The 19,826-nt window shown below is 65.3% G+C and carries 20 protein-coding genes; 12 read left to right on the top strand and 8 right to left on the bottom strand.

What is annotated here, in order from left to right:
• Positions 1–9 precede the first annotated feature (9 nt).
• Both ACNQR1_RS13725 and ACNQR1_RS13730 read right to left on the bottom strand, forming a co-directional pair.
• Positions 10–1,329 carry a TetR/AcrR family transcriptional regulator gene (locus ACNQR1_RS13725; protein ID WP_418046783.1) on the bottom strand — a complete coding sequence of 440 codons (1,320 nt, stop codon included), beginning with the start codon at positions 1,327–1,329 and terminating at the stop codon, positions 10–12.
• A 188-nt stretch (positions 1,330–1,517) separates the two neighbouring features.
• Positions 1,518–2,447, bottom strand: coding sequence for an SDR family NAD(P)-dependent oxidoreductase (locus ACNQR1_RS13730; RefSeq protein ID WP_418046784.1), 930 nt, complete (start codon positions 2,445–2,447; stop codon positions 1,518–1,520).
• Positions 2,448–2,605: 158 nt separating this feature from the next.
• Between ACNQR1_RS13730 and ACNQR1_RS13735 the strand changes: the two genes are divergently transcribed.
• The 10 genes from ACNQR1_RS13735 (at position 2,606) to ACNQR1_RS13780 (ending at position 14,307) form a co-directional block, all read left to right on the top strand.
• Positions 2,606–4,258, top strand: a complete 1,653-nt coding sequence (locus ACNQR1_RS13735; RefSeq protein ID WP_418050361.1) for a nitric oxide reductase activation protein NorD — start codon at positions 2,606–2,608, stop codon at positions 4,256–4,258.
• Between the two features lie 155 nt (positions 4,259–4,413).
• On the top strand, positions 4,414–5,262 hold the full coding sequence (locus ACNQR1_RS13740; protein ID WP_418046785.1) for a CbbQ/NirQ/NorQ/GpvN family protein: 849 nt from the start codon (positions 4,414–4,416) through the stop codon (positions 5,260–5,262).
• 87 nt (positions 5,263–5,349) lie between these two features.
• A complete protein-coding gene (locus ACNQR1_RS13745; RefSeq protein WP_418046786.1) occupies positions 5,350–6,465 on the top strand; it encodes an ABC transporter substrate-binding protein in 1,116 nt (371 codons plus the stop codon).
• 1 nt (position 6,466) lies between these two features.
• The gene (locus ACNQR1_RS13750) at positions 6,467–7,594 is read left to right on the top strand and encodes a spirocyclase AveC family protein (RefSeq protein WP_418046787.1); all 1,128 of its coding nucleotides are present in this window, start codon (positions 6,467–6,469) and stop codon (positions 7,592–7,594) included.
• Entirely contained in the window at positions 7,587–8,492 is a 906-nt protein-coding gene (locus ACNQR1_RS13755; protein WP_418046788.1) for an SDR family oxidoreductase, read from the top strand. Before ACNQR1_RS13750 ends, ACNQR1_RS13755 begins: the two co-directional genes overlap by 8 nt.
• Positions 8,485–9,969, top strand: coding sequence for an aldehyde dehydrogenase family protein (locus ACNQR1_RS13760; protein ID WP_418046789.1), 1,485 nt, complete (start codon positions 8,485–8,487; stop codon positions 9,967–9,969). Before ACNQR1_RS13755 ends, ACNQR1_RS13760 begins: the two co-directional genes overlap by 8 nt.
• 12 nt (positions 9,970–9,981) lie before the next feature.
• The gene (locus ACNQR1_RS13765; protein ID WP_418046790.1) at positions 9,982–11,202 is read left to right on the top strand and encodes a cytochrome P450; all 1,221 of its coding nucleotides are present in this window, start codon (positions 9,982–9,984) and stop codon (positions 11,200–11,202) included.
• Positions 11,199–12,128 carry an SDR family NAD(P)-dependent oxidoreductase gene (locus ACNQR1_RS13770; protein WP_418046791.1) on the top strand — a complete coding sequence of 310 codons (930 nt, stop codon included), beginning with the start codon at positions 11,199–11,201 and terminating at the stop codon, positions 12,126–12,128. The genes ACNQR1_RS13765 and ACNQR1_RS13770 overlap by 4 nt, the downstream gene beginning before the upstream one ends.
• Positions 12,125–13,405 carry a cytochrome P450 gene (locus ACNQR1_RS13775; protein WP_418046792.1) on the top strand — a complete coding sequence of 427 codons (1,281 nt, stop codon included), beginning with the start codon at positions 12,125–12,127 and terminating at the stop codon, positions 13,403–13,405. Before ACNQR1_RS13770 ends, ACNQR1_RS13775 begins: the two co-directional genes overlap by 4 nt.
• Positions 13,406–13,431: 26 nt before the next feature.
• On the top strand, positions 13,432–14,307 hold the full coding sequence (locus ACNQR1_RS13780; protein WP_418046793.1) for a mycofactocin-coupled SDR family oxidoreductase: 876 nt from the start codon (positions 13,432–13,434) through the stop codon (positions 14,305–14,307).
• Here the strand turns inward: ACNQR1_RS13780 and ACNQR1_RS13785 are convergent.
• Complete coding sequence (locus tag ACNQR1_RS13785) at positions 14,301–14,945, bottom strand: TetR/AcrR family transcriptional regulator (RefSeq protein ID WP_418046794.1); 645 nt, start codon at positions 14,943–14,945, stop codon at positions 14,301–14,303. The two genes, ACNQR1_RS13780 and ACNQR1_RS13785, sit on opposite strands and share 7 nt — an antisense overlap.
• Before the next feature lie 120 nt (positions 14,946–15,065).
• Here ACNQR1_RS13785 and ACNQR1_RS13790 point away from each other — a divergent pair, with 120 nt between their 5' ends.
• Positions 15,066–15,203: a hypothetical protein gene (locus tag ACNQR1_RS13790; RefSeq protein ID WP_418050634.1), complete on the top strand. Its 138-nt coding sequence runs from the start codon at positions 15,066–15,068 to the stop codon at positions 15,201–15,203.
• Positions 15,200–15,979 (top strand): spirocyclase AveC family protein, encoded by a 780-nt coding sequence (locus ACNQR1_RS13795; RefSeq protein WP_418046795.1) that lies wholly within the window; start codon positions 15,200–15,202, stop codon positions 15,977–15,979. The genes ACNQR1_RS13790 and ACNQR1_RS13795 overlap by 4 nt, the downstream gene beginning before the upstream one ends.
• Positions 15,980–16,096: 117 nt before the next feature.
• On the opposite strand, the gene ACNQR1_RS13800 is transcribed toward ACNQR1_RS13795, so the two are convergent.
• The 5 genes from ACNQR1_RS13800 to ACNQR1_RS13820 all read right to left on the bottom strand — a co-directional run bounded on the left by ACNQR1_RS13800 (position 16,097) and on the right by ACNQR1_RS13820 (position 19,793).
• A complete protein-coding gene (locus ACNQR1_RS13800; RefSeq protein WP_418046796.1) occupies positions 16,097–16,444 on the bottom strand; it encodes a hemophore-related protein in 348 nt (115 codons plus the stop codon).
• Positions 16,445–16,562: 118 nt separating this feature from the next.
• Entirely contained in the window at positions 16,563–17,924 is a 1,362-nt protein-coding gene (locus ACNQR1_RS13805; protein ID WP_418046797.1) for a cytochrome P450, read from the bottom strand.
• Positions 17,925–17,955: 31 nt separating this feature from the next.
• On the bottom strand, positions 17,956–18,150 hold the full coding sequence (locus ACNQR1_RS13810; protein ID WP_003880083.1) for a ferredoxin: 195 nt from the start codon (positions 18,148–18,150) through the stop codon (positions 17,956–17,958).
• Between the two features lie 34 nt (positions 18,151–18,184).
• Positions 18,185–19,045 carry a mycofactocin-coupled SDR family oxidoreductase gene (locus ACNQR1_RS13815; RefSeq protein ID WP_418046798.1) on the bottom strand — a complete coding sequence of 287 codons (861 nt, stop codon included), beginning with the start codon at positions 19,043–19,045 and terminating at the stop codon, positions 18,185–18,187.
• 46 nt (positions 19,046–19,091) lie between these two features.
• Positions 19,092–19,793 carry an SDR family NAD(P)-dependent oxidoreductase gene (locus ACNQR1_RS13820; protein WP_418046799.1) on the bottom strand — a complete coding sequence of 234 codons (702 nt, stop codon included), beginning with the start codon at positions 19,791–19,793 and terminating at the stop codon, positions 19,092–19,094.
• Positions 19,794–19,826 lie beyond the last annotated feature (33 nt).

Consider the following 19,826-nt stretch of genomic DNA (forward strand, 5'->3'; position numbering starts at 1 on the left):
CGGGGTGGGTCAGCGCAGGACCACTCCGCGCAGGCTGGTGTCCCGGACGTGGATCTGCGACGCGCGGGTGCCCAACTGCCGGAGGATGTTCTCCGGTATCCACCCCACGCCGATGACCGACCGGGCCAGTATCTCGTTCGAGGGGCTGTCGATGCTGATCTCGCCGGCCTTGATCCCCGCGGCGAGAAGGGCTTTGACCTGCTTGACGCGCTGCATGAACAGCCAGCCGGGATTCGGGGTGTCCGGCGGCGATTGGCGCATCCATGCAAGCTGGATCCGGAACTCATCGCCGAACTGGTCCAGTGCGTTGGTGTGGATCCAGCTCAGCGCGTCGAGCTTCTCGATCGCTGTGCCCTCGGACCCGAGAACCTCTGTCCAGCCCACCGCGATCTTCTCGCCGAAGGACTGCATGATCGCCGCCAGCAGTTCGTCCTTCGAGCCGATGAGCCGGTACACAGTTCCGGTGCCCATGCCCGCCGCCGAGGCGATATCCCGCACGGTCGTGCCCTCGTAGCCGCGCCGGCCGAACTCGGCCCGCGCCACCGCCCGGATGTGGGCGGTCTTGTCATCGGCCTCGGAGGCCGACTCCTCGATCCAGCTCCGCACGACGTCGTCGGCGGCCATGAACGGGACGGACTTGTCGAGTTCGGCATCGGTGGGCCGGCCGGTGGACAGGCCTTCCAGGAGAATCCGGCACAGCAGGGTGGCGACCTTCTCCGGTGCGGCATTGTGGCGCATGACGTCGAGTCCGACCTGCATCATGGACTGGCAGATCCGGTCGGCCAGCACAGCCAGGTCGACGTCCGAGCGAAGGTAGCCCGCCCATCGCGCGGCCCGCAGGGTCTGTTGCATCGCGTCCAGCGTGGCGGTCGGGCGGCGTTGGGCCAGTGTGACCAGGTCGGGGTTGGAACTCGGGCTCTCGTAGAACGACATCTGGAGCGCGGCGCGGTGCGCGACGGCGCAGCACGCGATATCCGAGCCGAGCTCGGCGATGCGGTCGAACGGCGACGCCGGATCGGGACCGTCCAACCGGCTCTGAGCGTGCGCGGCGATGCGGTCGAGGTCCTCGTGATACCGCTCGAGCAGTTCCACCAGGATCGCTTCCTTGGATTCGAAATGGTGGTACAGGCTGCCCGGCAGGATGCCTGCCGCATCCGCGATCTCCTGGAGCGACGTGCGAAGGCCCGACGTGGCGATCAACGTGGCGGCGGTCTCGAGGATCTCGGTCCGGCGCGTGCGATCCTCAGCTGCGGAGCCGGCGTCGGTTGCGCGACCTGGGGTGCGCTTGAGCGTCTTGCGCTCCCCAGGCGTTACCTGGGGACGGCCCACAGCGGCTCCACGATGATTGCTGGCTCCCGTCATACGATTTGGGCGACTGACCCAATATTTGGTTAGAGGCTACCAGAACAGTGCTGGTGCGCTGGGGATCCCGTGTAGCCGTATGCGCCGGTAGAGCACTCGCGCCCGGCGTCCGCGACGTTGCGCCGAACGGGTCGACCGCCACGGCGCCGTCCGGCTCACGCAGTGACGCCGAGCCGTTCGGTCACCCCGAACACTTCGTCGTAGATCGATCCCGGAATCGTGAACGGCTCGGTCGCAGCGACTTCCGACAGGTGCGCGGCGATGTCGTCGGCGCTCGGGTCGGAGTCCGGTGGCGCCATCCAGCCCTCGCCCAAGCCGACGAACACGCGGGCGAAACGGCCCGCGCAGGCCGAGAAGTTCTGGTGGCTGAGCCCGCAGTCGCGGCTGGCCAGGTAGACCACCAACGGGGCGACCAACTCCGGCCGGATCGCCCTGAAGAAGCCGTTGTCCTCAAGGGCTTTCGGATCGCCCAGGGTCTCGGTGACCATTCGCGAGATGCCGAACGGGAGCACGGTGTTGGCCAGAATTCCGTGTGGGGCCCCCTCGAGCGCGATCACGTTGGTCAGCCCGACCAGGCCGGCCTTGGCTGCGGCGTAGTGCGCCTCCAGGTGCTGGCCGAACATCCCTGCAGACGAGGCGACGAACACCAACCGGCCGTAGCCCTGACTCTTCATCACGCGGTACGCGGGCTGGGCGAGATAGAAGCCGCCGTCGAGGTGAACGCTCAACATGTGTCTCCACTCTTCGGGGGACAGCTCGTCGAACGGGATGCTGTTGAAGATGCCGGCATTGCTGACCACTGCGTCGAGCCGGCCGAAGCGTTCGACCGCCGTGCGCACGATCGCCTCACCGCCCTCCGGGCTGTCGACCGAATCGTAGGATGCCACGGCGGTGCCACCGGAGGCCGCGATCTCCTCGACCACCTGATCGGCGACCGCGGTGTCGGAGCCTTGGCCCGCCATCGTGCCGCCGAGGTCGTTGACCACGACAGCGGCCCCGCGCCGTGCCAATTCGAGCGCGTACTCCCGGCCGAGACCCCGGCCGGCGCCGGTCACCACGGCGACCTGGTCGTTGAAGTCGATCACTTTGTAGCCCTTGATAGTTGATGTTCCGGCTTTGGTCGATTGACTCCGGTGGTGCCGAACTTTACGGTGGAACAGATATTTGGTCAACGCGGTACGTACAGCGGAGGTGACGAGTGCCTGACGGTGGCGGTGACGGCGGCCCATTCTCGGGGCTCGGGATGCTGGCATCCGCGCTGGCAGCCCGTCCGGTGGCGGTGGCACCCGCCGACGCCGGCAGCCCACCGTGGACCGATGGCAAGACCGTGTTCGTCGACCCGTCGGCTCCCGCCCGCGCACGGCTCGAATCGGTGGCCGTGCAGGCGTCGCTGATCGCGGCAGGCAGCCTGGACCCCGGTGTGGTCGGAGCCCTGGTCCGGCATCGGCGATTGGCCGAACGGTACCTGGCCGTGGAGGGGCACCGTGCACTGCTCGCCAATCACGCGCTCCTGCCGAATTCTCTTGGCGCCCTGGCTGACCGAAGTATCGCCGAACGCAGCGATTCGGCCGCATCGTCCCTGGCGATCGCCCGCGGGCGGGATGCGCTCAGCGCCCCGCCTGCAGGCTTCGGGGTGATTCAGGCCAAAAAGGTCCTGGCGGCGTGCGCGGTGGTCCAACCGGCCGATCAGCAACCGGTGGGACATGTGCCGCGGCGGCAGGGTCCCCGGGAACTGGAAGAACTCGGCTCGGATGATCCTGACCACGTCGACGATTCCGATGACCCCGATCTGTTCTCCAGCCCGGTCGGCGGGGGCGGGGCCATCGGAAAATGGCTCAAGAAACTGCTGTCCTCGGCACGCAAGACGGGTGGCAGCGGTGGCGGACCGCCGGGCGCCGACGCGCCGACCCATCGCACCAACTCGACCAGACGCGGGGTACATGCGGTCTCGTCGCTGGCCACGGTGTCGTCGGAAGACGTCGTCGACATCAAGACCGAGGGCGTGAAGTACCCGGAATGGAACGCCGACCGCGGGATCTATCGGCTCGACTGGTGCACCGTGCGCGAAGCTGACCCGCAGATCAAGGCGCATGCCACCCAGCAGATCGAGGATGCGATCAGCGTGCGGCGCCCGCTGGCGCGCCTCGGCATGGGTCTGCATCGGCGCCATCGTCAGCCCCAGGGCGACGACATCGACATCGACGCCGCGCTCGAGGCGCGCGTGGAGGTCCGGGCCGGATCGGTACCCGACGAGGCGGTGTATCTCGACAGTCTGCGAAGGCGCCGGGACTTGTCGGTGCTGTTGCTGTTGGATGTGTCCGGCTCGACGGCGGAACCGGGCACTGTCGGGCGGACCGTGCACCAGCAGCAGCGCACCGCTGTGGCGCATCTCATGGTCGCGCTGCACGACCTGGGCGATCGGGTGTCGCTGTACGCGTACTACTCCCAGGGGCGGTCCGCGGTGACCATGGTCCCGGTGAAACGGTTCAACGACCACCTGGATGCGCAGGTGATCCGAAGGCTGAACAGTCTTGAACCCGGCGCCTATTCGCGACTCGGAGCGGCGATCCGGCACGGCTCAGCGGTCCTGGAGAAGCGCGGTGGCACGTCGCGGCGACTGCTGGTCGTACTGTCCGACGGACTGGCCTACGACCACGGCTACGAGCGGGCCTACGGCGCCGCGGACGCCAGACGTGCCTTGGCCGAGGCGCGGCGCCGGGGGACCGGCTGTGTCTGTCTGACCATCGGTGCCAGCACCGACGTGGAGTCGCTGCGCCGGGTGTTCGGTAGCGCCGCACACGCGACCATCTCCGGTCCCGACCAGCTCGCCGGCGTCATCGGGCCGCTTTTCCGCTCGGCGATTCGATCTGGCGAGGTTCGTCGCCGGGTGTCATGAAAGTGGCCGGGTCGAGGTGATGCCAAGTCCCAGAATGTCATTGGCATTGTCGATGTGCGCCAACGTCCGGGCAACAAGTGCTTGAAACAAACATCTGTTCCGCGTTAGGCTCGCTTCAGTACCGCAGTGTCGCGGATACGACGAAAGGTGTGTTGATGGCCAACGAGTCCGGACTCGCTCACCAGAACGGTGCCACTTCGCAGACCCTCAGCACGCGTCCCTATTACCAGTCGGTCGGCAACGAGGAGACGGTGTTCAAGGCGGCGTACCGCCAGGGCCTCTCCTTGGTGCTGAAGGGCCCGACCGGCTGCGGCAAGACGCGCTTCGTCGAGGCGATGGCTCACGACCTCGGCCGGCCGCTGATCACGGTCGCCTGCCACGACGACCTCACCACCGCTGACCTTGTCGGCCGATACCTGCTGCGGGGTGACGAGACCGTCTGGGTCGACGGTCCGCTGACCCGTGCGGTGCGCGAAGGTGCGATCTGTTACCTGGACGAGGTCGTCGAAGCCCGTCAGGACACCACCGTGGTGCTGCACCCCCTCGCCGACCATCGTCGCCAGCTGCCGATCGAGCGCCTCGGGATCACGCTCGACGCCGCACCGGGATTCGGCCTGGTCATGTCCTACAACCCTGGCTACCAAAGCGTGCTCAAGGACCTCAAGGACTCGACGCGGCAGCGGATGGTGGCCATCGAGTTCGGTTTCCCGGCCCCTGAAGTCGAAGAGGGCATCATCGCTCACGAGGCGGGAGTCGATCCCTCCACCGCGGCCGAGTTGGTGCGGTTCGGACAGGCCATCCGGCGTCTGGAGACCGGTGGCCTGCGTGAAGTCGCGTCGACGCGCGTGCTGATCGCGGCCGGGCGTCTGGTCGCCGAAGGCCTGCCCATGGTCGTGGCGGCCAGGGCGGCGGTCGCGGGGCCGCTGACCGACGACGTCGCGGTGAGCCGTGGCCTGCACGAGTTGATCGACGTCTACCTGGGCGGATCCACGTCCGGTGATTGACGCAGTGCGGTACCCCCGTTAGGTTCAGAACAAATATTAGGTCGACCCCGGTGTTCCTGCGACGAACGCCCGCACCATGGAGGTCAGATGTCATACGAGAGCACTGCGGAGCCCATCAAGGTCGGTTACCTGATGGACTTCACGTTGCCGCCGGGCTTTCCCGATGAGCTGCTGGCTTCGTTCACCCGGACTTTTGACCTGGTGTTCGAAGAGGCGGTCGAGCAAGGGCTGATGGATCGGCCGGTGCAGATGATCTACCGCGAGGTGGAAGGGCTGCCCAAAGGTTCGGTGAAGGCCGTCATCGACGCGTACGGCGAACTCGTCGACGAGGGCTGCCTTGTGGTGTTCGGGCCGAACATCACGGACAACTGTGTGCCGCTACGGGAAGCGATCGAGGAGCGCTTCAAGGTGCCGGCCATCAGCGTCACCGGCACCGACGACTGGCTCGGTGAGTGGACGTTCGCCTTCCCGCAGGGGTCGATGACGGACGAGCCCATCTTTCTGGCCGACCTGGTGGCGAAGCGGGGCCTGTCCGAGATCGGCGTGCTGGTCGAGCAGAACCTCATCGGTGACAGCTATCTGAAGAACCTGCGAACGGCATGCGCCCGTAAGGGCATTCGGATTGTCGCCGAAGCCGCTATCGCACAAACGGCACAGGACATCAATGCCGCGGTGAGCACGCTGCACGAAGCGAAGGCCGAGGCGATCGTCCATCTCGGATTCGGTTTCGGCATCGTGTTCATCAACCCGGCGCTTGAGGCCGTCGACTGGGATCCTCCGCGCTTCACCACGACCGCTTTCCAGAACGCCTGGGTCAACCCGATCATGTGGAACGCGTTTCTGGGCTGGACCGGCGTCGATCAGTACGACGAGGGCAACCCGGTCGGGCAGGCCTGGCTCGACCGATATGCCAAGCGGTACAACGGAAGTCGACCAGAGTACTGCGTGTCGGTGGTCAACCACGACGTGGCCGCCACGCTGGTGCGCGCCTTCACCGACGCACATCCGCTGAGCCCGCGTGGGGTCAAGGAGGCACTTGAGCGCGTGAAGATGATGCCCGCGGCGTCCGGCGCGCCCGGAACCCGTGTGTCCCTGGGGAAGTGGACCCGGCGCGCCTGGATGGGATCGGGCTATCTCGTCGCCCGGACCCTCGACGCCGACGGTGTCAACTCGCACCTGGTCGATCGCTTCGGGGAGGAATGACATGACGACGCAGGAATCGGTTCCGCCCGAGACGCGGGCCGAACGGCCGGTACGCAAGGGGCCGAACTGGGGCCGGGTGATCGCACTACTCGCGTGGCTCGGTTTTCTCGGCCTGTTCGTCGCGGTCGGCCGCACGGACGTCGACCCGCGGGTGGCCAACCCGAACGTCGAGGGGCGGCCACGCCCCGTCGGCTTCCTGACCGCGTTCGATCACTGGCAGATCATTCCCCAGGTGGGCGCCGTGATCATCGTCGTGGCGTTCACCGTCATGTTCATCGTCGGCTGGCGGAAGAACCCCGGAAGTCCGGTGCTGCTCATGGTTCTGTGCACGACGCTGATCGTCTGGCAGGACCCGATCATGAACTGGTCGCCGTATGCGGTGTACAACCCGATGCTGCTGCACTGGCCGGAGAATTGGTACCTCATCATGATGTCGCCGACGGTGGAACCGTTCATCGTCTTCGGCTACGTGTTGTTCTACTTCGGGCCGTACTTCCCGGGGATCTGGATTCTGCGCAAACTGCAGGCCAAATACGGACCCGAGGCATTCGTCACCCGGCACCCACTGATCAGTTTGGGCGCACTGGTTTTGGTCATCGGCTTCATCTTCGACGCCATTCTCGAGGTCAGCCTGGTGCGCACCGGACTGTACATCTATTCGCAGGCAATCCCGTTCGGCACGTTGTTCCCCGGCAGCACCTTCCAGTTCCCGTTGATCTGGGAGTCATTGTCGGTGACCTTCGTGATGATCCCGGCGGCAATTCTGGTGTACCGGGACGACACCGGAAAGTCGGTGGCGGAGAAGCTCGCCGCGAAGGCGCGACTCTTCCCGACCAAGCCCGTACTCGGCACGTTCCTGGTGATGTTCGCGATCATCAACGTGTCGTACTTCGCCTACGGCGGCTGGTTCTGGGCGATCAAGGCCAGCGGCCTGGCCACCTCGGTCGCCTGCCCGTGGCCGTATCCCGAGGCCAAGATCTATGACCCGCAGGGCTATTACCGGGCGAACGGAGCGGAGGGACCGTACTCGGTGGGCAAGTGGTCCACCTGGCAACAGGGGCCGTCCCGCAATACCGACGTCGAGCTGGGATCGACGAGCAATCGGTGCTCGGCGGACAACCATGGCTGAGTCCCAGAGCGCCGAAGCGCGCAGCGTCGTCATCACCGGGGCGTCCCGGGGGCTCGGCTTCGCATCGGCCACGCGCCTTTATCGCGAGGGGTGGCGCGTGGTCGCTGCGATGCGCTCTCCGGAGAAGGGGATGCCTCTGCTGCGCGAGGCAGTCGGCGCCGTCGAGAACGACGACAGGCTGATCGGTGTCCAGCTCGACCTCATCGACGGAGCGTCGATCGCGGCCGCGGCCAAGAGCATCACCGAAGCTGTCGGTGCACCACATGCGTTGGTGCACAACGCCGGTATCTCGGCGGCGGGAATGGTCGAGGAGACATCGCCGGACCTCTGGGAGCGCATGTTCGCCACCAACATCTTCGGCCCGGTGGCGCTCACCAAGGCACTTCTGCCCTCCATGCGGAAGGCCGGGCGTGGCCGGATCGTGCTGATCTCGAGCGCTGCGGGTGTGCGTGGAATGCCGGCAACCGCGCCGTATTCAGCGGTCAAAGGTGCGCTCGAGCGGTGGGGCGAATCGATGGCAGGAGAGGTCGCGCCCTTCGGGATCGGTGTCACCATCCTGGTCACCGGGACCTACGACACGGAGATCATCACCGACGCGGGAACGACTGACGACCGTGATCTGGACGGACCCTATGCTCCCCATCACCGCACGATGGACAAGCGCGGGCGGGCCATGATGAAACGCGCGGCCAGATCGCCCGAGAAGTTCGCCGAAGGCCTGGCAAAAGCGCTGGACAACTCGAAGCCGTTCGTCAGGACCGCTGTCGGGCCCGATGCACGAATGTTGTTGATCGCCAATCGTTTGATCCCGGCGGCGGGATTGCACCAGATGACCCGGCTGATGATGGGCATCCCGCGGTTCGGCGCACTCCGAGGGGAAGGTGCACGTCATGGTTGAGGGGGCGAGGGTGAGCTTCGAATCGAGGATGCTGATCGACGGCAAGCTGATCGACGGCGAGGCCGGCACGTTCACCAATGTCAACCCGGCGAATGAAGAGGTGCTCGGAGAGGTCTCGGATGCCTCGAGGGCCGACATGAGCCGGGCCATCGACGCGGCCCGCCGGTCGTTCGACGAGACCGACTGGTCGACCAACCACCAACTCCGCAAGCGGTGCCTCGAACAACTGCACGAGGCGATCGAACGCGAAGTAGAGGAGTTGCGCGAGGAGCTCATCCGCGAGGTCGGCGCCCCGCGTGCGGTGACGCACGGACCACAACTCGACGCCCCACTCGCCGACGGGCTTAAGTACCCGGCCAGGCTCATCGAAACCTTCCCGTGGGAAACCGATCTCGGCGACACCGTGGTGTCGGTCACCGGGGTGAACACCACGCGCAGGGTGTGGCATGAACCGGTCGGGGTGGTCGGTGCCATCGTGCCGTGGAACTTTCCGTTCGAGGTGGCCATCAACAAGCTGGGCCAGGCGCTGGCAACCGGCAACACGGTGGTCCTCAAGCCGGCGCCGGACACACCCTTCAACGCCACGCGGCTGGGCCGGCTCATCGCCGAGAACACCGATATCCCCGCGGGTGTGGTGAATGTCGTTACGGCATCGGACCACCTGGTCGGCGAAGAACTGACCCTGTCGCCCAAGGTCGACATGATCTCGTTCACCGGATCTACAGCCGTGGGCAAGCGGATCATGGAAAAAGGCGCCGCGACGATGAAGAGGCTCTTCCTCGAACTCGGCGGCAAGTCGGCGACGATTGTCTTGGAAGACGCGGATTTCAACACCGCCTGCCTGATCGGTATCGGCCCGTTGCTGCACGCCGGGCAGGGCTGCGCCGCTCCCACCCGGATGCTGCTGCCTCGCTCCCGTTACGACGAGGGCGTCGCGATCCTGAAGACCATCTACGAGAACATCAGCCCCGGTGACCCGCAGGACCCCGGAACCCTCTGCGGCCCGGTCATTTCGGCCAAACAGCAGTCGCGCATCCTGGGCTACATCAGGAAAGGCGTCGACGAAGGCGCCACCATGCTCGTCGGCAGCACCGAAGCGCCCAGCCAGTTCGACAAGGGTTTCTGGGTCAGCCCAACTCTTTTCACCGATGTGGACAACTCGATGACGATCGCCCAGGAAGAGATCTTCGGACCGGTTCTCGTCGTCATTTCCTACGAGGACGAAGAGGACGCCATCCGGATCGCCAACGACAGCCCGTACGGGCTCGCAGGCAATGTCATGTCGAGTTCGCTCGATCGGTCGCTCGCCGTCGCCCGCCGGCTGCGCGCCGGGTTCATCGGGCTCAACGGCACCGCGGGTTATGGCGCGGATACACCGTTCGGCGGCTACAAGAACAGCGGCGTCGGGCGCCAGAACGGCATGGCCGGATTCGAGCAGTACACCGAGATCAAGTCCGTCGCCTACCCGGCGATATAGAGGAGAACTTCTGTGGAACAGCTTTTTGACGACCTCGAGGACTTCGGATCGTTCGACGACGCGGTTTCGGGAGACGTCCGGGATCCGTTCCCGGAGCTCGCCAGGCTTCGCCGTGAGGAACCGATCCAGCGCATCGACATGTCCGCGATGCCGGGGGAGCAGGGCAAGCCCGTCTTCATCGTGTACCGCTACGAGGACGCCCAGCAGATGCTGCGCGACAACCTGACCTTCTCGTCGTCAGGTGTCATCGCGGCATTCGGTCCGGTCCTCGGCGACCGTGTGATGCTGGGTATGGACGAACCGGTGCACGGCCGGCTGCGTTCACTGGTATCGAAGGCGTTCTCGCAGAAGGCCCTCGCACGTTGGGAAGACGAGCTGGTCGGTCGCGTCGCCAACGAGCTCATCGACAAATTCGCATCGACGGGCAAGGTCGACCTGGTCAAGGAATTCACGTTCGACTACCCGAGCCGCATCATCGCGGGCCTGTTGGGACTGCCGGAAGAGGACTACCCGCAATTCCAGCGGTGGTCCATCTCACTGCTCAGTTGGATCATGAACCCGGAGCGCGGTCTGGCGGCGTCGGCCGCGCTGTGCGAGTACTTCGCCCCGATCCTGCAGGCCCGTCGCGCCGAGCCGAAGGACGACATGATCAGCCTGCTCGCCGAGGCCGAGATCGACGGAGAGAAGCTCACCGACGAAGAGATCTTCTCATTCCTCCGCCTGCTGCTGCCCGCCGGCGTGGAGACCACCTATCGGTCGTTGGGCAACCTGCTGTTCGGGTTGCTCTCGGACACAACGCAGCTGGATGCAGTCCGAGCTGACCGGTCGTTGCTGCCGCAGGCCATCGAAGAAGCGGTGCGCTGGAACCCGCCACTGCTGACCATCACGCGCACCACGACCTGCGACACCGAGTTGGGCGGAGTTCACATTCCGGAAGGTTGTTCGGTGATGCCGATGCTGGGTTCTGCCAATCGGCAGGAAGGCCGGTGGACCGACCCGGACGAGTTCGACATCTTCCGCACCTCCAAGGGCAATCTCGGCTGGGGCCACGGTGTGCACGTGTGTCTGGGCATGCATCTGGCGCGGCTCGAAATGCGGACTGCCATCAATCTTCTGCTGGACCGGCTGCCCAACCTGCGGCTGGACCCGGACGGGGACGACCCGCACATCCGGGGTCAGGTGTTCCGGTCGCCGACGTCGCTGCCGGTTCTCTTCGATGTGGCCGCCCGATGACCGAACTCCGTTACGACGACCGGGTGGCGATCGTGACAGGCGGGGGCAGGGGTGTCGGCCGTAGTCACGCACTGTTGCTGGCCTCGAAGGGCGCGCGGGTCGTCGTCGCCGACTACGGCGTGGGCATCGACGGTGACGGCGCTTCGGCAGGACCGGCCACCGAGGTGGTTGCGGAGATCAAGGCGGCAGGCGGTGAGGCGGTGCCCTGCTTCGCGTCGGTGGCCGACGAGGCCGGAGCCGCCACGATCGTCGACACCGCCCTGCAGACCTACGGGCGCCTCGACGTTGTGATCAACAACGCGGGTATCCACGTCGCGGGCGCGCTCCTCGACCTCGGCACCGATCAGTTCCGCTCGATGCTCGACGTTCATTACTTCGGAACGCTTTTCGTGACCAGGGCTGCCTGGCCGCATCTGGTGGGGGCCGGCTATGGCCGCGTCGTCAACACCGTGTCCGAAGCCATGCTGGGCGGGATACCCGAACACACCAGCTACGGCGGAGCCAAGGGCGCGGTCTTCGGGTTGACCCGCACCCTCGCCGGCGAGGGCCTGGCACACGGAATCCTCGTCAATGCGATCGCGCCGCGCGCGTTCACCAGGATGTCGGCGGCGCAATCCGACAAGATCGCCGCCAACCACGGCATCTCGACAGAACTCATGGACCAGATCAACGCCGCCATGCCGCCTGACCTGTGCGCACCCGCTGCGGCATTCCTGGCACACGAGTCCTGCCTGCTGTCCGGGGAGATCCTGCGGGTCGGACTCGGCGGAGTCGCCAGGATCGCCGTGGTGGCCTCGCTGGGCATCAACCAGACCTCGTTGGCCGCCGAGGACATCGCCGAAAACCTCAGCACGATCATGGATCTCAGCACCGGGCAGGTCTCGGAAGTGGTTTCGAGCCGACCCGTACAGGAGGCGAAACAATGACCCAAAGCCGTTCGGACTTCGAGGAAGTAGACTTCTTCACCGACGCGTCACTGGTACCCGACCCGTATCCCTATTTCGACCACTTGCGGTCGAAGTGCCCTGTCGCCCACGCCACTCCGTTCAACGTGTTGGCCGTGACCGGCTATGACGAGGCGCTGGCCGTCTACAAGGATCCGGCATTCTCGTCGTGCGTTTCGGTGGCGGGCCCGTTCTCCGGGCTGCCCTTCGGGCCGGGGGAGAGCGACGACGTCTCGGAGCTGATCGAGGAGTACCGGCTCGCGGTACCGATGGGCGAGCACATCACCTCGCAGGATCCTCCGCTGCACACCCGGACGCGCGGGCTGATGAACAAGCTGATCACTCCGAAGCGCCTCAAGGAGAACGAGGACTTCATGTGGCGGCTGGCCGATCAGCAACTCGACACGTTCGTCGACCGCGGATCGGCGGAGTTCCTGGCCGATTACGCCAAACCGTTCTCGCTGCTGGTCATCGCCGATCTCCTGGGCGTGCCGGGCGAGGACCACGAGGAGTTCAAGGCGGCGTTTGCGCTGGAGACCGTCGGTGAGCTCGGTAAGGAGGCGCCGACAACGCACAACCCCTTGCAGTGGCTCAACGACAAGTTCTACGCCTACATCGAGGACCGCAGGCGCGCACCGCGCGAGGACGTGCTGACCGGGCTGGCGCTGGCCAAGTACGAGGACGGATCGACGCCTGACATCGAGGATGTCATGAACCTGTCGACGTTCCTGTTCGCGGCGGGTACGGAGACCACGACGAAGCTGGTCAGCTCGGCCGTCCGGTTCATCGCGGACAACCCGGGATTCGAGACGATGCTGCGAGACGACCGAGGCAGGATTCCGTCGTTCCTCGAAGAGACGTTGCGGATGGAGAGCCCGGTCAAATCGCACTTCCGGATGGCCAGCAAGACCACCAGCATCGGTGACGTCGAGGTGCCCGCCGGGACCACCGTGATGGTGCTGCCGGGGGCATGCAACCGTGACGAACGTAAGTTCCCCGACCCCAACGCGTTCCACCCGGATCGTGCGAATGTGCGCGAACAGATCGCGTTCATCCGGGGAGTGCACTCCTGCCCCGGCGCGCCACTGGCGCGCGCGGAAGGCCGGATCTCGTTGAACCGGATCTTGGACCGGATGTCCGATATCACCATCTCCACCGAGCATCACGGGCCCGCCGAGAACCGTCGGTACACCTACGAGCCGACGTTCATCATGCGCGGGCTCAGTGAGTTGCACATCGAATTCAAACCGGCCGCCTGACCGGCCATCACCTGGTAGGAGCACACATGACCGGAAAGCTCGACGGCAAGGTCGCTTTCATCACCGGAGCCGCCCGTGGGCAGGGCCGCGCACATGCGATCGCGATGGCCCGAGAAGGCGCCGACATCATCGCGGTCGACATCTGCCGTGACATCCCGTCCAATCCCTATCCGTTGGCCACTGCCGACGATCTGGCGGAAACCGAAAGGGCGATCAAAGAACTCGGCCGGCGCATCGTCGCTCGGGTCGCCGATGTCCGCGAGCGCCATGAGCTGCGCGACGCGATCGAGGCCGGGATGGCCGACCTCGACAAGGTCGACATCGTGGTCGCCAATGCGGGCATCCTTCCGATGGCGATGGGCAATCCCGATCCGATGGGTTTCGTCGATGCCTCCGACGTGGACCTGCTGGGGGTGATGAACACCGTCGCGGTGGCGATACCGCATCTGCCCGACGGGGCGTCGATCATCGTCACCGGATCGACCGCCGGCATGATCCGCGGTACCACCACCAGCCCCGACATGGGCCCGGGTGGAGCCGGCTACGGGTGGAGCAAACGGATCGTGATCGAGTACGTCAACGAGATGTGTCTTCACCTGGCGTCGAGGATGATTCGGGTCAACGCGATCCATCCGACCAACTGCAACACCCACTTGCTGCAGAACGAGGGCATGTACGGGGTGTTCCGCCCCGATCTCAAAGCCGCAGGCAAGACGGCCACCCGCGAAGATGCCGAGCCGCTGTTCAGCCTGTTCCAGGCCATGCCGATTCCGTACATCGAACCGGAGGACATGGCCAATCTCGGGGTGTTCCTCGCCAGCGACGACAGCCGGTACATCACCGGCCAGCACATCCGCGTGGATGCGGGTTCACTGCTCAAGTGGCCCAACGGGCCTCAGTAGACCTCATCGGCCCGGTGCAGGAAGCCGTGGAGGAGTGCCTGCACGAGTTCTTCGACGATGGCCTCCCGCGAGGGAGGCACATCATCGAAAAAGGTCGACCGCAACGCCACCATGCCGACGATCAACGCCACAGCGGAGTGGGCCCGCAGGTCGGGCTGCGTCGATCGAAATCCGCGCAGTTGCACGCCCTCCGTGCTGATTTGGCCGAGCAGGCCGAGCGCTCGTCTGATATCGGCGATGCCGGTGTTGTCGATGTCTTCGTCGCTCAGACCGTCCGACGCGACGAGGGTCAAGAGCAGCCCTTTGTGCTGCAAAAGGACATCGTAGAGCCGCCCGGCGAACTGCCGGGCCAGCTCTTCCTCGTCGGTCTCCTCGGGCACGACGGTCTGCCAGGTCTTTCCGAAGTCGTCGACGAAGTCGGTGAAGGGCAGCACCATGGCTTCCCGGAACAACGCGGCCTTGGAGCCGAAGTGCCGAAACAACAGGTATTCACTGACATCGGCGGCCTGGGCGATCTCGCGGGTGGTGGTGCTGCGATAACCCTGGCGGGAGAACAGCTCACGCGCCGCGTCGAGCAACAGTCTGCGGGCCTCACCACGGGGCCGGCGCGTGGTCGCCCGCGAACGTCCCTGCGGCATCGCCGATCTCCTGACTCTCCACCCGGCTGTGTCGGCTTTCAGCCTAGGCGACCTTGACCAACCACTTTTAATAGTGTCCACTATTAAAAGTCTTGAAACTTGTCTCCGCAGGAGGTGGCAGTGGGCGCAATCATCATGTTGGGCACCCTGTTTGGCTTGTTCGTGTTGATCGTGGGATTGGTGCTCTACTTCGATCCGGAGGCGCGTCGCGCACCTGGCGAAGCGCAGCCCACATCGGGGCCGGAGGCCGAGGCGTGAACGTGCAGTTCCTGATCAATGCCGGTGTGGCCTTCGCCTACATCACGGGTCTGGGCTTTCTCGGCGTGGGCATCTACCTGAGCGTGCGCCGCGGCCGGCTGCACCCATTGCTGCTGTTGTGCATCTCGGCGCTCTCGTTCTCCTGGATCGAAGCGCCCTACGACTGGGCGATGTACGCACAGTTCCCACCCGCGCTGCCGAGGATGCCGTCGTGGTGGCCGCTCAACATGACCTGGGGCGGGCTTCCGTCTGCGGTGCCCGTCGGCTACATGGGTTACTTCGTACTGCCGGCGATCATCGGCGCCGCTTTGGGGCGCTGGGCGGCGGGGAAGTGGAGCTTGCGGCGACCGCAGACGCTGTTGCTGGTGGGTTTCGCGGTCGGGTTCTGCTGGGCCCTGTTCTTCAACGCGATCATCGGCGCGCGGCTCGGCCTTTTCTACTACGGCTACGTGATCGAGGGACTGGGCCTGTGGGAGGGGACCAAACACCAGTACCCGATCTACGACGCCATCGCGATGGGCGTGCAGATGATGGTGTTCACCTACCTGCTGGGCCGAACCGACTCCGAGGGCCGCAACGTCATCGAGATGTGGGCCGACAAGATCTCCAAGACGCGGCTGCAGTCAGCGGTGCTGTCGGTCGTCGCGGTCATCGTAGTGGGCCACGCGGTTTACGCGTCGGTCTTCGCGCCGCACCTGGTCACCAAATTGGGTGGGTGGGTGACCGTGGGGCCGACCGAGCAATTGTTCCCCGGCGTGGAGAATCAGCCGAGATAGCCGGCCCGCGTCGGTCCCGCGCGCGAATGTCACGCTGGAGTGGCACCCGGGGTCCAGGGCCACTCCAGCGTGACAATGCGGCAGAAAGCAATGCGGCAGAGAAATGCGTGGGAGAGATCAGTACCTGTTGCAGCTGCCCGCGATCGAGTTGATCGGCCCGAAGTACTCCTGAGCGGCCGGGCTGGCCTGCAGCTGGGCCACCGTCTGCTGACGCTCGGCAGGGCCGGAGGCCAGGAAGTTGCGCAACGCACCCTGGGCGAACGGGGATGCGTTGAACTGCTGAGCCAGGTCGGGACGCTGAGCGTTGAGCGCAGCCATCACCTGCTCGTAGCTACATGTCGTGTTGACGACACCGCTGAAGTCGGGTTGGGCGGATGCCGGCCCCGCTGACAGCATTGACAGCGGAACCGACAGCGCCAGCCCGCCGAGAGCGGTCGCGATGTACTTGAAAGAAGTCTTGATCACCTGTTGGAACCCCCATGTTGATCGCCAGAAAAGGGCGACGCCTTGCACGTTTGCCGGACCCGACCTCATTCGAGGTTAACAGGCAGCAGACGTACAAGGCGTCCTCGCAAAACCGGTCTCAGTCGATGACGGCGCGCTCCTTGCGCTCGGTGATCGGCCGGGCGAGTTCCTGTTCGACACAGATACGCTGCAGTTTCTCCAGCGTCTCGTCCAGGCCCGGGCCCAGCGGCTTGCTCGGCGTGAACGTGGCCGGAAGGTTGCGCATGCCCTGGATGACGCCGATGGTGTCGTAGTGGACTGCGCCCTCGGGGTCGCAGACATAGTCCGGCATCCGATCGAGCACGGCGGTGAGCATCGACTTGAACACCGTGCGGGCCACATTCGAACCGACGCAACGGTGCACACCGATGCCGAAGCTGAAATGCCGGTTGCCCTTGCGATCCAGGATGACCTCGTTGGGCTGGTCGAACACCGACGGATCGCGGTTGGCCATCGCCCACGACAGCCACAGCCGCTCGTACTGCTTGAACTGCTGGCCCTCGACCTCGACGTCTTCGGAGAACGTCCGGCCGTCACCAGGTGCCGGGGTGAAGAACCGCAGGAACTCCTCGGTGGCGGGATGCAGCAGGGTGTCGCGTTCACGGGACAGCCGTTCGCGCTCGTCCGGATGCTCTCCGAGCCACTCCAGCGCATGGGCGGTCAGCGCCGTGGTGGTGTCGAAACCCCCGCCGATGACGAGACCGAGGTTGCCGAGGATCTCCATGTCGGGGGCCGGCTCACCGTCGATCCGCAACTGCAGCATCGCGTTCACCAGCCCGGGCCGCGGATTCTCCCGGATCTCCATCATGTTGTTGATGATGTCGATGCCCATCTCGCGGTGTTGCTCGTTGATCTTCTCGCGATCGGGGGAGTGCTCGGGGGTGTACACCGAGGCGTGGGTCGGCTCGCTGTAGACGTTCCACTTCTTGAGTTCGATACCCATCATGGCCAGGGTGAACACGGCGGGAACGACGTTGGCCAGATGCTCGACGAAATCTATGCGGCCGGACTCGATGTGCTCATCGAGGGCAGCCCGGGTGATTTCGTCGACGAACGGTTCCCACCGTTTGATAGCGGCCGGCGACAGGTACGGGTTCAGCGCGCCGCGATAGGCGCTGTGCTCCGGCTCGTCCATCTCCAGGATGCCGCCGCGCACCACGGTGGCGCGGCTGGCCTTGGGAATGGTGATGCCCTGGTAGGGCGTTTCGCCGCTGATGTCGTGGTGGTTGGACACCACCGGGCAGCGGGCCAGCTCGAACACGTGCTTGCTGTCGGCAGCGACCCAGTGACCGTTGTAGGCGTCAGTCCACGCCATCGGGCAGCGGGACTGCATCTCCTCGGTTATCTTCTGGAACTGCTCGCGATACTCCGGGGTGTGCCGGTCGAAGTGGTAGTTGTTCTTCTTACGGTCGTCGTCGGTCGTGACATCGTCGATACTCACGGCGTTGTCTCCCTTGGCCTTTCGGTCTGCGTCAATCTTCGATGACGATGGCTTGCTCAGGGCAGGAGTGCGCGGCCTCGCGGACCGCGTCTTCCTGATCCGCGGGTACCACGTCGGAAACTGGTGACGCGTGACCGTCGACGTCGTCGAGGACGAACGAGTCGGGCGCGATCATCGAGCACAGGGTGTGCCCCTGGCAGCGACTGGCATCGACCGAAACCTTCACTACGACAACTCCTCTCGAATCAATGGGTACCGCATCACACGTGGTAGTCGTACCACTTGAGATAGCCGCCGGCATCGACGCGCAGCTGCATGCCGGTGACGAAACGGGACTCCTCGGAAGCCAGCCACAGCACCGCATTGCTGATGTCTTCGGGCTCGATGAAGTTGACCTTCATCGCCTGCTGCACACCGAACACCGGTTCGGCGTCGGCGCGGGTGGGGTTCTCCAGGTCCGGCCGGAACGAGCGGTACATCGGCTCGCTCTGCAGCATGTTGGTGTTGCAGTTGGTGGGGTGGATGACGTTGGCGCGAATGCCGCGCACCGCCAGCTCGGTGGCCAGGGCGTGCACGTACTCGGAGATCAGCCGCTTCGAGATCATGTAGCCCATGCCGCCCGGATCGGCGCCCGGGTTGGGCTTGTTGTGGGCGTCCATCAGCGCGGCGGCCGATGCGGTCGCGATGATCGAAGCGCCCTCCTTGAGGTGCGGCAGCGCGACCTGGATGGCGTTGATGGTGCCGACGAAGTTCGTGTTGATGCCGTCGGTCCAGGCCTGCATCGCGGGCTGGCCCTTCATCGCGGCGATGCCGGCCTGGGCCACGACGATGTCGACCTTGCCGAACTCGGCCAGGCCGGCGTCGAGTGCGTCTTTCAGCTGGCTTTCGACGCGCACATCGGCCTGCGCGGTGACGATGCGCCGGCCGGTCTTCTCGACGAAGTTCTTGGTCTCCTCGAGGTCTTCTGCCGTCGCCATCGGGTAACCGACGGTGTCGTAGTCCTTACAGATGTCGACCGCGATGATGTCGGCGCCCTCTTCGGCCAATCGGATCGCATGAGCCCGACCCTGGCCACGTGCCGCGCCGGTGATGAATGCGACCTTGCCCTCTACACGTCCCACTGCATTTGTCCTTTCGCTGATGATGTTTCGGGTGCGCCGGGGCGCCTCAGGTGTTACGGCCGCCGTTGACGCCGAGGATCTGGCCGGTGATGTAGCTCGCCTCATCGGAGACGAAGAAGGCACAGGCGGCGGCGATGTCTTCGGGCTTGCCCATCCGCCGCACGGGGGTCTGCTCGATCTGTCGGTCGGTGTCACCCAGGAAGCCCTTGCCTTCGGCCTTCCGCAGCATCGGGGTGTCGATGAAGCCCGGCGGCACTGCATTGACCGTGATGCCGTTGGGGCCGAGTTCCAGCGCCAGGCTCTTGGTCAGGCCGTTCACCGCGGACTTCGCCGCGACATAGGGGGACATGAAGGGCTGCCCCGAATGCGTGCTCGAGGACGAGATGTTGACGATGCGGCCCCAGCCCGCCTCGAGCATGTCCGGCAGTACCGCCTGCACGCAATGGAATACGCCGTTGAGGTTGACGTCGATGATCTGCTGCCACTTCTCGAACGAGACATCGGTGAAGCGCTTGAAGCAGTCGACGCCGGCAGCGTTGACCAGCACCGAGATCGGGCCGAGTTGGGCGCGGACGGCATTGAGTGCGGTGTCGACCGCGGCGCGGTCGGTCACGTCCGCCACATGGGCGAACTCGTCATCCGACGGCTGCAGGTCGAGGACCGCGACGTTGAGGCCGTCGGCGCGCAATCGGGCGGCGATGGCCGCTCCGATGCCTGAACCTCCTCCGGTGACAACGGCATTTTTCATGACAGTTCTCCGGCCGCCGGGCGAAGCCGGGCT

The organism is Mycobacterium sp. 48b (assembly GCF_048282725.1).
In the GTDB taxonomy this organism is placed as follows: domain Bacteria; phylum Actinomycetota; class Actinomycetes; order Mycobacteriales; family Mycobacteriaceae; genus Mycobacterium.